The sequence below is a fragment of the Symbiobacterium terraclitae genome, assembly GCF_017874315.1.
Classification (GTDB): domain Bacteria; phylum Bacillota; class Sulfobacillia; order Symbiobacteriales; family Symbiobacteriaceae; genus Symbiobacterium; species Symbiobacterium terraclitae.
Genome location: NZ_JAGGLG010000007.1, coordinates 12,287 through 25,747 on the forward strand (window position 1 = coordinate 12,287; position 13,461 = coordinate 25,747).

Sequence of the window (13,461 nt, forward strand, 5' to 3'; positions counted from 1 at the left end):
GTCTCCCCCCGTCAGCCTGTCATCGCCACTCCCCATAGAGGAAGCGGTACCGCTTCTGATCGCGCAGCACCGCGGCAACGTAATGCCGGGTCTCCGGGAAAGGGATCTGCGCAACCTCGCCCGTCCACCGGCGTTCGCTCAGCCAGGTGTTCACGTTCGTCAGCCCGCCGTTGTAGGCGGCGAGCGCCAGTACCGGGTCGCCGGCGAACTCCCTGAGCAGCGCCGCCAGATACCAGCAGCCCACCCGGATATTGTACTCGGGCTCGTAGAGGAAGTCGTCCTGGTAGGGCAGGCCCATCTGCTCGGCCACCCAGCGTCCGGTTTCTGGCATGATCTGCATGAGCCCCCGCGCGCCCTGGGGCGAGGTGGCCTTGGGGCGGAACCTGGACTCCGCGCGGATCACGGCCGCCACCAGGTAGGGGTCGAGGCCGTGCTCCCCGCCGCACCGTGCGATCTGGGGCCGGTAGTTCACCGGGTACCACTCCATGAGCGCCAGCCGGGCGCCCAGCGCGAGCGCAGACGAGCAAACGAGCACCGCCAGCCACAGGCCGAGGCGGCGCCTCGGTCGCAACCCGGGCATCATCCGCCCTCCCCTGATCCGACTCCGTCCGCATCTCCCAACACGGCCTGCCAGGCGGCCAGCACCTGCGCACGCGTCTCTGCCAGGCCGCCCCGGTTGTCGATCACCCGGTCGGCCCGCCGGGCCTTCTCTTCCAGGTCGCCCTGGGCGGCGATGCGCGCCTCGGCCTCCTCGGGCGAGAGCCCGCTGCGGGCGATGAGGCGCGCCTTCTGAGTGGCGCGGTCCACGTAGACCACCCACACCTCGTCCACCAGCCTGTCCCAGCCGCTCTCGTAGAGCAGCGGGATGTCCAGCACTGCGGCGGGACGGCCCTCCCGCCGCAGTGCTTCGACGCGCCGGAGCATCTCGGCCCGGACCGCCGGGTGGACGATCGCCTCCAGGGCGCGCCGGCGCTCCGGGTCCGCGAAGACCATGCGCCCGAGGGCGGCCCGGTCCAGCGAGCCGTCCGGGCGCAGGACCCCCGGCCCGAACTCCCGGGCGATGGCGGCCGTCACCTCCGTCCCGGGCTGCTGCAGCTCGTGGACGATGGCGTCTGCATCGATGACGGGCGCGCCGATCTCCCGCAGGATCGCGGTCACGGTGGACTTTCCGCTGGCGATGGAGCCCGTCAGGCCGATGATGCGCATCCTAGTCGCCCTCGATCCGGTAGTCGGCGAACTTCTCGAGGGTGGACTCCCGCAGCTCCTTCTCCGTGTGCACCTCGACGCGCCACTTCCCGCCCGAGAGCGGGCGGATCATCATCTCGCCGGAGACGTTGTAGCCGTCCCACAGCTTCTTGACGGTGTCGCGCATCTCCTTTTCGGTCGGGAACTCGAACACGAGGTACTGCACAGGGCTCACCTTCCGTAACATACTTGTCGCGCCCGGACCGCTCATGCGGATGGACTGGGGGCTGCGGTCACCCGGCCGCGCCCAGCCCAGAGGCAAGGGGGGCGAAGGCGCGCTACGAGCGAGCGAGAGGGGCGCCGAGCCCCCTTGCCCCTGGCTTCCGCTCGGGCGGCTCGGCGGCGACCCGGACGCTGTTCCCCCGCCGCCCGGGACGCGCCCGCCGGGGCTTCAGGGCGACCCCCTCCGGGGCCGGCTGGCACCGAGGGCAGAAGTGGGTCCCGCGCTGGGCCACGACCACCTTCACGATCGGCGTGGCGCAGATGGGGCAGGGCTGGCCGGTGCGGTCGAAGACCTGCAGCTCGTCGTACATGTCGCCCTCGTTCCCCTCGCCGTCGCGGTAAAGCGAGAAGGTGGTCCCCCGCTTCTCCACCGCCGCCGTCAGCACCCGGCGGATGCAGCCGTGCAGCCGGACGACCTCGTCCGGCGCCAACGAGGCGGCCTGCCTGGCGGGGTGGATCCGGGCGCAGAAAAGCGCCTCGTCGGCGTAGATGTTGCCGAGCCCGGCCACCAGCGCCTGGTTCAGCAGCGCGGCCTTGACCGGCGTGCGCCGCCCCGCCAGTCCGGCGGCCAGCGCCTCGGGCGTGAACTCGTCCGACAGGGGCTCGGGTCCCAGATTCGCCAGACCGGGCGGTATGCCCTGCCTGTCAGGGCCCAGCAGGTGGAACCCGCCGAACTTGCGCTGATCGTCGTAGCGGAGCTCCATGCCGTCGTCCAGGTGGAAGACGACGTGCAGGTGCTTCGTGCGGGGCCGCCCGGGCTCTGTCACGTACAGGTGGCCGCTCATCCGCAGGTGGGCGACCAGCAGGGCCGGCCCCAGGCTGAACAGCAGGTACTTGCCCCTGCGGCCGATGTCGGTGAACGTGGCGCCCTCCAGTTCGGCGACGAAGGTGTCGGCGTCCGGGTAGTAGATCTGCCGCCGGGTCAGCACCTCAACCCGCTCGATCCGGCGGCCGACCACGCGCGGGTACAGGGTGCGGCGGACCGTCTCGACCTCCGGCAGCTCAGGCATCTGTCCCGACCTCGTACGGCTGCACCGAGTACCAGTCGGGCCCGGCCTTGGCCTCGACCTTCAGGGGCACGTCCAGCTTCATCGCGCCCTCCATCTCCCGCTTCACCAGCCGGGCCAGCCGGTCCAGCTCGTTCACGGGGCACTCGAAGACCAGTTCGTCGTGCACCTGGAGGATCATCCGGGCGGTGAGCCCCTCCTCCCGCATGGCCCGGCGGACGGCGATCATCGCCCGCTTCATCAGGTCGGCGGCGGTGCCCTGGATCGGCGTGTTGATGGCCATGCGCTCGGCGTTCTGGCGGATCGTGAAGACGCGGTGGTTGATCTCGGGCAGCGGGCGGCGCCGGCCGTCGAGCGTGGTGACGTACCCCTTCTCCCGGGCCTCGGCCTTCTTCTCCTCCATATACCGCTTCACGCCGGCGAACTTGGTGAAGTAGGTCTCGATGAAGGCCTTCGCCTCCGCCCGGCTGATGCCCACCGCCCGGGCGAGGCCGAAGTCCGTCTGGCCGTAGATCAGGCCGAAGTTGACGGCCTTGGCCTGCCGGCGCATGTCGGGGGTGACCTGGTCCATCGGCACGCCGAAGACCTCGGCGGCTGTGCGGGTATGGATGTCCTGGTCGCGCAGGAAGGCCTCGCGCAGCGCCGGGTCGCCGGAGTAGTGGGCGACGACCCGCAGCTCGATCTGCGAGTAGTCCGCCGAGAGCAGCACGTGGCCGGGCCGGGCGATGAACGCCTTGCGGATGCGCCGCCCCTCCTCGATGCGGATCGGGATGTTCTGCAGGTTGGGGTCCTTGCTCGCGAGGCGGCCGGTCTCCGCCACGGTCTGGGCGAAGGTGGTGTGGATGCGCCCGTCCCGGGCGATCAGCTGGCCCAGGGCGTCGACGTAGGTGCCCTTCAGCTTGGTGAGCGTGCGGTAGTCCAGGATCAGCTGGGCGATGGGGTAGTCCGCCGCCAGCTCCTCCAGCACCTCGGCATCGGTGGAGTAGCCTCCGGTCCGGGTCTTCTTCCCGTGGGGGAGCCCAAGCTTGCCGAAGAGCACGTCGCCCAGCTGCTTCGGCGAGGAGATGTTGAACTGGACCCCCGCCACCTCGTAGATCTCCTGGCTGAGCTGCAGGATGCGCCGCTCGAGCTCGCCGGACATCTCGTGGAGCGCGGCCGGGTCGATGCCCACGCCGGCGACCTCCATCTCGGCGAGGATCGGCATCAGCGGCAGCTCCACCTCCCAGTAGAGGCGGTCCATGCCCCGGCTCGCCAGCTCGGCCTCCATCCGCCGGCGCAGCTCGGGCAGCACCGAGGCCCGGGTCGCCCGGGCGTCCGGGTCGCTGCCGGCCGGCAGCTCGCCCAGGCCGTGCTGGCGGCAGAGATCGGCCAGGTCGTAGGCGCTGCGGCCGGGGTCCAGCAGGTAGGCGGCCAGCGCCGTGTCAAACGCCGGTTCGGGCGGGGTGACCCCCCTGGCGTAGAGCCAGTTGTAGAGCGGCTTCAGGTCGTGGCCCACGAGCCGGGCCGCGGGGTCCAGCAGCCCCGCCGGGTCGGCGAGCGCCTCCCCCTCCAGCCAGGCGGGCGGATCGCCCGCCGCCAGCCCCACCGGGCGCGGACGGCCTGGGTTGCCCGGGTCGACCGTCATCTCCGCCAGCACGGGCGCCTCACCGGTGAGGCGCAGGGCGCCGGGCTGGTCGATGCGCCGCGCCGCGACCACCTCCACCGCCCCGGCCGCGGCCTGCCCGGCCACGGCCTCCGCCGCGGCGGAGCCCTCCGGCGGGGTCACCCGGGGGAGCAGCGACTTGAACTCCAGCCTGCGGAAGAGGGCGTTGGCCGCGGGGTAGTCGGGCTCCCGGACGCGCAGCTCCGCCGGCTTCAGCTCCACGGGCGCATTCGTGTCAATGGTGGCGAGCGTCCGGGAGAGCTCGGCCTTGTCCCGGTTCTCCCGCAGCTTGGTCTGCAGCGCGCCCTTGATCTGGTCCAGGTGGGCGTAGACGCCCTCCACCGTGCCGTACTCGGCCAGCAGCTTCAGGGCCGTCTTCTCGCCGACCCCCGGCACGCCCGGGATGTTGTCGGAAGCATCGCCCATCAGCGCCTTCAGCTCGATCACCTGAGCCGGGGTCAGCCCCAGGTCCGCCTTCAGCGTGGCCGGGTCGTAGCGTACGGTCTCGCTGATGCCCTTGCGGGTCAGCGCCACCGTCACCTTCTCGCCGACCAGCTGCAGCGCGTCCCGGTCGCCGGTGACGATCAGGGTCTCGATGCCCCGCTCCGTGGCCTGGCGGGCCAGCGTGCCCAGCAGGTCGTCGGCCTCGTAGTTGTCCACCCGGAACCAGGGGATGTTCAGGGCGGTGAGCACCTCCCGCAGGAGGTCGAGCTGCGGCCGGAACTCGTCGGGCGGCGCCTTGCGGGTGCCCTTGTACTCCTCGTACAGGGCCGTCCGGAAGGTCCGCCGCCCCTTGTCGAAGGCGACGGCGATGTAGTCGGGCTTCTCCTCGTCGAGGAGCTTGAAGAGCATGGTGAGAAAGCCGTAGACGGCGTTGGTGTACACGCCGTCGCTGGTGGAAAAGAGCTGCAGGGCGTAGAACGCCCGGTTGGCCAGGCTGTTCCCGTCGAGCAGGAGCAGTTTCTCTGCTTTCGCCATGGGGGTCACCTCTCTGCTGCACACCCTTGTAGCTTCACCGGGCGCGTCTCGACTTAATTCAAGGCAGGAAGGGCTCAGTCCTGCCGGGCGGGTCAGGACGGGCACAGCGGAAGGGCGCAGAACGCACCGGCAGGGGGTCGGCGCGGCCAGAATGAAACACGAGGGTTGCTCCCGGCAGCCCTCGTGCGAACAGATCCTAGTATTCGAATGTACCCCGTACCTCCACCCGGTAAACCAGGGCGGTGGGCGAGCTGCGCGACCCCGCCACCGGGGCCTCCTCGGCCACCACCTCCACCGCGACCAGGTCGCCCAGGGAGCGGTTCTGGCCCTGTGCGCAGGCCAGGGCCTTGGACCGCGCATCCGTCACGGCCGCCTGCAGGGCGCGCTGCCGGGCGTCGGCGGCGTCGCGCAGCCCGTATGCGACATCGGCCAGCTCCGTGGCGCCGCCGGCCAGGGCGGCGTCGACCACGCCGTCCATCCGCTGGAGGTTGGTCAGGGTCACCTCCACGCGGGTGGACACCTCGTAGCCTGTCAGGTGGACGACGCCGGCGACGTCCTGCCTGGTGAGCGGGCGCACCTTAGGGGCGTGGATCGCCACGGCCGCGGCGTCCGCGCCGGCCCCCTGGAGGGCCTCCTGCAGCCGTGCCACAGACGCGTCATGAAGGGCTTCCGCTTCGGCAGCGGAAGCCCCTTGCTTCCAGGTGGTGACGCTGAAGTACAGGGTGACCTGGTCCGGCTTCACCCGGACCTCCCCCTGACCCAGTACGGTCACGGTGCGCGGCGGGGGCGCTTCAGGCTCGCTGGCGGCCGGACCCGGACGGCCCGGCAGCAGCAGGACCAGGGCCAGGAGCCCCAGGCCGGCGACCAGCGCCGCAAACTGCTGAGGCTTCACGGGTGGCTGTCATCTCCTACTGCAGCGGCTCAGGCTTGAGGACGATGTGTATCTCGCCGTTCTCCAGCGAATCCAGCAGGTTCTGGTAGCTGGCCTCCTGCGCTGCGATCTCCTTATCCATGTTCGCCAGGGCGAGGGCGCCTACTTCCAGCGTCTTGGGGTCGGTCTCCCCCTCGAGGCGCAGCGCCAGGTCGGCGCGCTCCGCCTGCAGCGAGGCGACCTGCCGCAACACCTCGTCCAGCTGGCCGCTCAGCTCCACGGGCTCCAGGTGCACCTTCGCGTTCTGCCCCGCGAAGTGCTGCTCCAGCTGCTGGACGGCCTGGGCGAAGTCCGCGGCGGAGACCGTCACCTGAAGCTCGACGACGTTGACCTTCTTCTCCTCACGGATCTCCTTCGCCAGGGTCAGGCGGCTCTTCAGGTCGCTGGCGGCCCGGCCCGGATCGGCGACGGTCACCTCAAGCGAGGCCCGCAGGTGCTGCCGCGAGGGCAGGTCGACCGGATCGCCGCCGGCGGTGTCCACCGTGGCGGTCGTCACGCCCCTGCCGGGGCTGGTCTGACCCAGGGGCGCGCCCTGCTCACCGGCGGGCTCCTGATCGGGGCCGGTGGCCGGGGTGGAAGGATCCACAGCGCCAGCCACCTGCGTCGAGCCGCCGGGCTGGGTCACCAGTTCATGGTTGCTCTTCGTCGGATCTGTCGGCTCTCCGGTGCCAGACGGCGTCTGCACTTCCGGCGTGCTCACCGAACCAGGTTGACCTGCCACGTCCGACGAACCGGGAACCGTGCTGCCGGGCTGCTCACCGGACGCCACGTGCTGCGGGGCCGTCCCGGCGACTTGCTCCTGCGGCGGCGCCTGCACCACCGGCGCAGGCGGCATCATGCGGCTCAGGCCGGCCGCGCCGATGACGAGGGCTGCGGCGGCGGCCGCCGGAATCGACCAGCGCACGAACGCGTTGCGGCGGGACCTGCGCTGACCCGGGCCGGCCGGGGCGGCGACAGGCGGCGCCATGGCCACCAGGCGCTCGTGGAGTCGGGGACGGAATGTGGCTGGAACTTCAACCTCATCCAGGCTTGCGACGAGTGCGATGGTCTGGCGGAGAGCGTCCACTTCGCCCGCGCACCAATGGCACCGCCGGAGGTGCTGCTCAACGCGCAGCAACTCTCCGCCGGACAGCTCGCCATCGATGTAGGCGGACAGGAGTGCACGTACTCCGTCACAGTTCATGGGCTTTTCCCCTCCTGGGACTGTAGACGACTCTCGGCGTCAAAAGTTCCAGGCGCGCGAACTTTTCCTTGAGCGCGTGCCTGGCCCGGTTCAGCCGGGACTTGACCGTGCCGAGATTGAGGCCCAGTGCATCTGCGATCTCGTTGTACGAGTACCCCTGCAGCTCACGCATCACGAGTACGACGCGGTATTCCTCATCCAACTGGCAGATGCTCTCCTGTATGGCCCGCCGGATCTCGACCCGCTCCAGCGCCTGTTCGGGGCCGTCGGCGGTATCGGCGATCTGGCGCGAGACCTCGCCATCCTCCATCTCGACGGTCTGATCGATGTAGGTGACCCGCTGCCGCTTGCGCTTCCGGAGTTCATCCAGGCACGCGTTGTTCACGATGCGGTACAGCCAGGTCGCGAAGGAGGAGTCGCCCCGGAAGTCCGCCAACGAACTGTATGCACGGATAAAGGCTTCCTGGGCCACGTCGGCGGCGTCGTCATGGTTGCCGGTCAGCCGGTACGCGATGTTGTATACGGTATGCTCGTGCTGGCTGATCAGCTGCTCAAACGCCTCAACGTCTCCCTTTTTCGCCCTCTCTACGAGAAGTTCGTCGAGGGATTTGGACACCAACTTCACTCCTCCCCCGGTGCGGGGCAATGTTCCTGACGGAGTTGACGGGGCCATTGTTCCAGCATATACAGAAATCAGCTCCGAGTGAAGTGCGACCTCACGGCGGACCACGCGGTTCCAAAGATACTTCGGTAATCGGGTCAACTTTCCCTGCGCGATGGGCCTGTGGAACGATTCGCCACGGAAGCGGCCCCTTGTAAGTAGCGGCGCGCTGTGCTATGATAACTGCGCTACTTAGGCCGAAGTGGTGGAATGGCAGACGCGCTCGACTCAAAATCGAGTGGGGTAACCCCCCGTGCGGGTTCAAGTCCCGCCTTCGGCACCAGACGACACAAGGGCTGCAGCGGTTTGACGCTGTAGCCCTTCTCCGTGTGGCAGAACGGTCAACCGTTACCGCGGGCCGGCGTGGGCACGGACTTGCGCAATGAACGCATTACGATCGTTCACGGCAAACTTTTGGTGGGCGGCTTCCCACTTGCTTTCAACACTCACCTTGGATCCACGAAGTGCAAAGCGCCAGGGTTCAGCGATTCCAACCCAACTTCCGTAGCCATCGTGGGTTTCCCTGAGGAACAAGATATATCGAGCTCCCCGAGGCATCTCCTTGAAGCCTTCAAAGAGAACGTGTTGTCTACCCTTGCTCGCAGCCGACTTCGATTCTGTAACCAAGATCGTTGAGGGTGTAGACCCTTTCAAAATCTCTTCAACTCTAAACCGATAGTCGACTCCAAGTATCTCAAGGGACGGATGAGGCTTTTGGGGGTCCCATGGGTCACGGGCCAAGTTGCGTGTACCAGCCACTCCTTCGACGGTCCCAACAGCGATGAGTGTCGCCTGCTGAGTCAACTCCTCAAGTGTCGAGATGGTGAGAAAGTCAACATGGAGCGTGACTTCGACTTCCTGGGACTCACCCATGTCCTCCGGCACCATCGAGTCCCGAGTCCCCTGTCCGAAAGACGAGGTGACAAGCAACGCAAGTAGCGCTGCCGAGATCGCCCACCTTTTCACTGCACACACCTCCGCACCGTCAGGGGTACATCGTTGTGATCCCGCTGGTGTCATCTGGCTGCGGCACGTAGGTCTGGTCTCGATCCCGACCCTGGTTCATGGTTGCAACTTCGCTATTTTCATCGTGCAAGCCCAGCGCATGGCCCGGCTCATGAGTCGCTACACTGTGGCTGAAGGATTTTGCATTACACTCCCACAATGGCGCCTGGCTCGTAACATTGCAATAGTTACGGCGTTTTTCTCTCTGCAAAGAGCGAGGGAGGCAGACCCGCTCGGCCCGTGCGAGTTCAAGTCCCGCCTTCGGCACCACGCAGCAGACGGGCTGCGGGGATTTGCCCCTGCGGCCCGCATCGCATTGTCACCGCATGTTTCCGCCCCCGGGAGGGAAGATGGAAGGGTAAACGTACTATCCGGTCTATACAGTAGACTGAAACATATCCACACAACTGCATCTAATACTGGTACACTAAAGTGGTAGTACCCGATCCACAGACCGGGGAGAAAGCGCCTGCCCGAGATGGAGGGAGTTCACCATGCCGCACATCCTTGTTGCCGACGACGACCTCGACATCGCACGCCTCGTCGAGTTCCAGTTGAAATACAGCGGATATCAGGTGACCCTGGCCCACGACGGCAACACGGCCCTGGACCGCGCCCGCGCGGGCCGGCCGGACCTGATCCTCCTGGACTGGATGATGCCGGGGCTCGACGGGATGGAGTGCCTCACCGCGCTCAAGTCCGACCCCTCCCTGCGGCACATCCCCGTCATCCTGATGACCGCCCGCGCGCAGCAGGGCGACGTCCAGGCCGGGATCGCCGCCGGCGCAACCGCGTACCTGGTGAAGCCCTTTGATCTGGAGCAGTTGATCCACGCCGTGAAGGAGGCCGTTGGATGAACCAGACGCCCTACCGCTGGGATACCGGGCTGCGGGTGCGGGTGTTCGGCCTGCTTCTCTTCCTGCTCTCGCTGCTGGTGGGGCTGGGCCTGATCCTCACCATCACCTTCACCCAGCTCAACACCTACCGGGAGCGGGCGGAGGCCAGCCAGCAGAACGTCAACCGCATGCAGCAGGTGGCCACCACCTACGCCGAGATGACGGCCGCCCTCAGGGGTTACCTGCTGACCGGCAGCGAGGTGGTGCTGGCGCCGTACGGGCCCGGCCTGATGGAGGTCGAGAAGCTGCTCACCCAGCTGGAACACGACGTGGAAGATCAGGATGAGCAGCTGGCGCGCGTGCGCCGCGTGCGGGAGCTCATTGAGAACTGGCGGTCGCGGGTGGCCGACCCGGAGATCGAGCGCAAGCGCCAGGGCTCGCCGGACGCGGGCAGCCTGCTGATGGACGAAGGCGTCAACTACATCGCCCTGATCAGGGCGGAGCGGGATGCGTTCATCGACGCCGAGTCCCGCCTTGAGGAGACCGGCATGCTGAACGCGAACCGGGCCGCGGACCAGGTGGTGCTCGTCACCTGGCTGGCGATCTCCCTCGCTGCGGTGCTGGCGCTGGGCGGCTTCCTGATCTTCGCCCGCGGCGTCACCCGGTCCACCACCGCCCTCGCCGAGGCGGCCAACCGCATCGCCCAGGGCGAGCGCGGGGTGGTGCTCGAGGCGCCGCTGGACGGTGAGCTGCAGGTCGTGGCCAACGCCTTCGCCGCGATGTCCGTCACGCTCGCCGAGCAGGAGAAGCGGCTCCAGGCGCAGCAGGAGCAGCTGATCGCCCAGAACGAGGAGCTGCTCGCCCAGCAGGAGTCGGTGAAGCAGCACGCGGAAGAGCTGGAGCGGCAGGAGCGCCACCTGAGCCGGCTGCACAGCCTCTCAAGCAAGATGGTGGGCTCCATCGAGATCGACCAGCTCTCCACCCTGATCCTGGACGAGTACCTCGACCTCTACGGCGGGGTGGCCGGCGCCCTCCTGATGGCGGACGAGTTCGGCGAGCGGCTGCGGGTCCTGTCCGAGCGCTGGCTGTCGCCGGAGCTGAAGGGCCAGTTCATCCCCGCCTCCGGCCAGCTCGCCCGCTGCATGGAGCTCAAGGAGGTCGTGATCGCCCGCTACCCCGAAACGCAGACCCGGTTCTCGGTCTGGACGCACGCGGTGCCCGTGACGCAGGAGATCTACGTGCCGCTGGTGCACACCGGCCGGGCCATCGGCGTGGTGGTCATCGCCTTCACCGAGCCGACCGAGGTGAACGCCGAGGCCAGGGCGCTCTGGCACGCCGTGGCCAGCCAGGCCTCGGTGGCGCTGGCGGCGGCCCAGAACCACCTGGAGGTGAAGCGGGCGTTCACCGCCCTGCAGGAGCAGGCGGCGCAGATCGAGATGCTCAACGCCCAGCTCGAGGAGGAGCGGGACCGCACCTCGGCCCAGTTGGACATCTACCTCTCCATCGTCTCGACGATGCCGGCCGGCGCGTGGCTCTGCGACACCGGCGGCAACCTGCTGGTCTCCAACTCGATGTTCCAGGAGTTCTTCGGCGCGACGGCGCCCGACGAGCCCCTGGAGAAGGTGCTCGCCCGGATCAGCGCCGTGCTGCCTCCGGACGATCCCTTCCCCGAGATCGTCCGCCAGCTGATCCACGACCCGCGGGAGACGGCCGACGGCAGGCTGCACCTGACGACCGGCTACACGCTGCAGTGGTCCTCCGCCCCCGTCGGGTCCGGCCAGAGCCGGGTAGGCCGCCTCTTCACCTTCCAGGACGTCACCGAACTGGCCGAGCTCGACCGGCTGAAGTCGGAGTTCGTCAACACCGTCTCCCACGAGCTGCGCACGCCGCTCACCTCCATCATGGGCTACCTGAGCCTGGTACTGGCGGAGACGGTGGGGCCGCTGCAGGAGCAGCAGCGGGAGTTCCTCAACGTGGTCTCCCGCAACACCAGCCGGCTGGCCAACCTGATCAACGACCTGCTGGACATCCAGCGCATCGAATCCGGCCGCATGCCGCTCAACCTCACCCCCACCTCGCTCTCCCAGGTGGTGAGCCAGGTGGCCGAGACCTTCCGGGTGCAGGCCGAGCAGAAGGGGCTCTCCTTCACCGTCAACCTGCCGGAGGGCGGCGAGCCGCTGATCCAGGCCGACCCGGACCGGCTGACGCAGATCGTCTCCAACCTGGTCTCCAACGCCGTGAAGTACACCCGCGAGGGCGGGGTGACCATCACCGTGTCCGCCGACGGCGACCGCGTGGAACTCTCGGTGGCCGACACGGGCATCGGCATCTCCCCCTCCGACCAGAAGCGGATTTTCGAGAAGTTCTACCGGGCGGAGCACCCCTACGTCCGGGAGGTGGGCGGCACCGGCCTCGGGCTGCCCATCGTGCGGACGATGGTCGAGGAGCACGGCGGGGAACTGCGGCTGGAGAGCGAGCCGGGCAAGGGATCGCGGTTTACCGTCACCTTCAGGGCCTGGCGCGCGGAGTAGGGCGACGGGGAGGTTCTGCCCATGCGGGACGAGGTGGAGGCGCTCCTGCTGCATGCGTTCATCGACCTGATCGAAGAGCGGAAGGCTGCGGGCCGCCGCGAGCTGGCGGCCACCCACGAGACCATCGCCCGCTGGCTCTCCGACCGGACGGGCCTGGCGGTGACGCCCCGGCACGTGCAGTACCTGACGCTCGCCCTGCGGGACGGGCAGATCATCGACGTGGGCGGCGGCGGGATCGGCCGGCCCAACACCTACGACACCCGGGAGGCCGCCATGGGCACCGAGGCCTTCTGGGATCAGGTGGAGGCCTTCCTGATGGTCTGGCGCATGCCGGGCCGGGATACGCTGCGCAAGGCCGGTCCCGGTGCCTGACGACGCGGCGCCCGGGCACGAAAGGACCCCGCCCGCTCTGGGCGGGGTCTCAGACTGCAGACAAGGGCGCCCCCGGCGGCCGACGGACGGCCGGAACGGGGGCGCCTCTTGTTCCGCATCAGTTGCGCTTGCTGGAAACCCTGGCCCGTATCCAGCTGATCAGCGCATCCTCCGAGCGCGTCTGCAGGTAGATGGAGCCCGGCCCGGTGAACTCGCAGACGAGGCCCTCACCGCTGGCGAAGGTGGAGAACCAGCCCTGCGCCGCCTTGCGGACGGTGAAGCCCATGCCGTCGGTGAAGCCGACCACGTGGCCGTTGTCGACGACGTACCGCTCCCCCGGGGCGAGGTCCCGCCGGTGGATCGCGCCGTAGGCGGAGAACAGCACGCCGCCGGTTCCCCGCACCTGCAGGAGGATGAGCCTGTGGGAGCCGAAAAAGCCCTGTGCGCCGCCCCACCGGGAGTCGACAGAGAGGCTGGGATCTGCAGCGAGGTACGCGCCGGACCGCAGGTAGAAGGTCTCTCCCGCCAGTTCAAGGTAGCCGATGTCGCCCGGCAGCGGCGGGGCGAGGGCCAGCTCACCGGCGCCGCTGCGCGCCTGGTAGCGGGAGATGAAGAAGGACTCCCCGCCCAACGACCGGCCCAGGGCGCCCAGAAAGCCCCCCTTCATCTCGGCCTCCAGTTCGATGTTGCTGCTCATCGAGACCATGGCGCCGGCCTCGGCCTGAACCTCCTCGCCCGGCGCCAGATGCACGACGGCCAGCGAGTAGCCGGGCTGGTAGCAGATCTCACAGCGCATGGCTCAACCTCCCGCGTTCTGGCATTCTCCGCTCTTCGCAGCAAGGTATGCT

At 68.5% G+C, this 13,461-nt stretch carries 14 protein-coding genes and 1 tRNA gene; 4 read left to right on the forward strand and 11 right to left on the reverse strand.

Annotated elements, in window-relative coordinates; translation table 11 throughout:
- Nucleotides 1–19: 19 nt before the first annotated feature.
- The 8 genes from J2Z79_RS05600 to J2Z79_RS05635 form a co-directional block, all read right to left on the reverse strand.
- A complete protein-coding gene (locus tag J2Z79_RS05600) occupies nt 20–580 on the reverse strand; it encodes a lytic transglycosylase domain-containing protein (protein ID WP_342589424.1) in 561 nt (186 codons plus the stop codon).
- A complete protein-coding gene (gene coaE, locus J2Z79_RS05605) occupies nt 580–1,206 on the reverse strand; it encodes a dephospho-CoA kinase (protein ID WP_209465890.1) in 627 nt (208 codons plus the stop codon). The genes J2Z79_RS05600 and coaE overlap by 1 nt, the downstream gene beginning before the upstream one ends.
- A gap of 1 nt (nt 1,207) precedes the next feature.
- Nucleotides 1,208–1,411 carry a hypothetical protein gene (locus J2Z79_RS05610; RefSeq protein WP_209465891.1) on the reverse strand — a complete coding sequence of 68 codons (204 nt, stop codon included), beginning with the start codon at nt 1,409–1,411 and terminating at the stop codon, nt 1,208–1,210.
- Between the two features lie 112 nt (nt 1,412–1,523).
- Nucleotides 1,524–2,477 (reverse strand): bifunctional DNA-formamidopyrimidine glycosylase/DNA-(apurinic or apyrimidinic site) lyase, encoded by a 954-nt coding sequence (mutM, locus tag J2Z79_RS05615; protein ID WP_209465892.1) that lies wholly within the window; start codon nt 2,475–2,477, stop codon nt 1,524–1,526.
- The gene (gene polA, locus J2Z79_RS05620; RefSeq protein ID WP_209465893.1) at nt 2,470–5,094 is read right to left on the reverse strand and encodes a DNA polymerase I; all 2,625 of its coding nucleotides are present in this window, start codon (nt 5,092–5,094) and stop codon (nt 2,470–2,472) included. Before polA ends, mutM begins: the two co-directional genes overlap by 8 nt.
- A gap of 196 nt (nt 5,095–5,290) precedes the next feature.
- A complete protein-coding gene (locus J2Z79_RS05625) occupies nt 5,291–5,986 on the reverse strand; it encodes an SIMPL domain-containing protein (RefSeq protein WP_209465894.1) in 696 nt (231 codons plus the stop codon).
- 16 nt (nt 5,987–6,002) lie between these two features.
- Nucleotides 6,003–7,208 (reverse strand): zf-HC2 domain-containing protein, encoded by a 1,206-nt coding sequence (locus J2Z79_RS05630; RefSeq protein WP_209465895.1) that lies wholly within the window; start codon nt 7,206–7,208, stop codon nt 6,003–6,005.
- Nucleotides 7,198–7,824: an RNA polymerase sigma factor gene (locus J2Z79_RS05635; RefSeq protein WP_209465896.1), complete on the reverse strand. Its 627-nt coding sequence runs from the start codon at nt 7,822–7,824 to the stop codon at nt 7,198–7,200. Before J2Z79_RS05635 ends, J2Z79_RS05630 begins: the two co-directional genes overlap by 11 nt.
- Nucleotides 7,825–8,065: 241 nt before the next feature.
- On the opposite strand from J2Z79_RS05635, the gene J2Z79_RS05640 reads away from it, so the two are divergent.
- Nucleotides 8,066–8,152 (forward strand) — tRNA-Leu (locus J2Z79_RS05640).
- A gap of 65 nt (nt 8,153–8,217) precedes the next feature.
- On the opposite strand, the gene J2Z79_RS05645 is transcribed toward J2Z79_RS05640, so the two are convergent.
- Nucleotides 8,218–8,835, reverse strand: coding sequence for a hypothetical protein (locus tag J2Z79_RS05645; protein ID WP_209465897.1), 618 nt, complete (start codon nt 8,833–8,835; stop codon nt 8,218–8,220).
- Between the two features lie 19 nt (nt 8,836–8,854).
- Nucleotides 8,855–9,145 carry a matrixin family metalloprotease gene (locus J2Z79_RS19265; RefSeq protein ID WP_209465898.1) on the reverse strand — a complete coding sequence of 97 codons (291 nt, stop codon included), beginning with the start codon at nt 9,143–9,145 and terminating at the stop codon, nt 8,855–8,857.
- Between the two features lie 223 nt (nt 9,146–9,368).
- Between J2Z79_RS19265 and J2Z79_RS05655 the strand changes: the two genes are divergently transcribed.
- The 3 genes from J2Z79_RS05655 to J2Z79_RS05665 are packed head-to-tail and all read left to right on the forward strand — an operon-like array spanning nt 9,369 to nt 12,613.
- Nucleotides 9,369–9,731: a response regulator gene (locus J2Z79_RS05655; RefSeq protein ID WP_209465899.1), complete on the forward strand. Its 363-nt coding sequence runs from the start codon at nt 9,369–9,371 to the stop codon at nt 9,729–9,731.
- Nucleotides 9,728–12,241 (forward strand): ATP-binding protein, encoded by a 2,514-nt coding sequence (locus J2Z79_RS05660; protein WP_209465900.1) that lies wholly within the window; start codon nt 9,728–9,730, stop codon nt 12,239–12,241. Before J2Z79_RS05655 ends, J2Z79_RS05660 begins: the two co-directional genes overlap by 4 nt.
- A 21-nt stretch (nt 12,242–12,262) precedes the next feature.
- Nucleotides 12,263–12,613 carry a hypothetical protein gene (locus J2Z79_RS05665; protein WP_209465901.1) on the forward strand — a complete coding sequence of 117 codons (351 nt, stop codon included), beginning with the start codon at nt 12,263–12,265 and terminating at the stop codon, nt 12,611–12,613.
- 118 nt (nt 12,614–12,731) lie between these two features.
- On the opposite strand, the gene J2Z79_RS05670 is transcribed toward J2Z79_RS05665, so the two are convergent.
- A complete protein-coding gene (locus J2Z79_RS05670; protein ID WP_209465902.1) occupies nt 12,732–13,409 on the reverse strand; it encodes a TIGR00266 family protein in 678 nt (225 codons plus the stop codon).
- Between the last annotated feature and the right edge of the window lie 52 nt (nt 13,410–13,461).

Bases quoted from the DNA above. Each gene is read 5' to 3' on its own strand.
- J2Z79_RS05600 (WP_342589424.1), bottom strand. From the start codon at position 580: ATGCCCGGGTTGCGACCGAGGCGCCGCCTCGGCCTGTGGCTGGCGGTG.
- coaE (WP_209465890.1), bottom strand. From the start codon at position 1,206: ATGCGCATCATCGGCCTGACGGGCTCCATCGCCAGCGGAAAGTCCACC.
- mutM (WP_209465892.1), bottom strand. From the start codon at position 2,477: ATGCCTGAGCTGCCGGAGGTCGAGACGGTCCGCCGCACCCTGTACCCG.
- polA (WP_209465893.1), bottom strand. From the start codon at position 5,094: ATGGCGAAAGCAGAGAAACTGCTCCTGCTCGACGGGAACAGCCTGGCC.
- J2Z79_RS05630 (WP_209465895.1), bottom strand. From the start codon at position 7,208: ATGAACTGTGACGGAGTACGTGCACTCCTGTCCGCCTACATCGATGGC.
- J2Z79_RS05655 (WP_209465899.1), top strand. From the start codon at position 9,369: ATGCCGCACATCCTTGTTGCCGACGACGACCTCGACATCGCACGCCTC.
- J2Z79_RS05660 (WP_209465900.1), top strand. From the start codon at position 9,728: ATGAACCAGACGCCCTACCGCTGGGATACCGGGCTGCGGGTGCGGGTG.
- J2Z79_RS05665 (WP_209465901.1), top strand. From the start codon at position 12,263: ATGCGGGACGAGGTGGAGGCGCTCCTGCTGCATGCGTTCATCGACCTG.
- J2Z79_RS05670 (WP_209465902.1), bottom strand. From the start codon at position 13,409: ATGCGCTGTGAGATCTGCTACCAGCCCGGCTACTCGCTGGCCGTCGTG.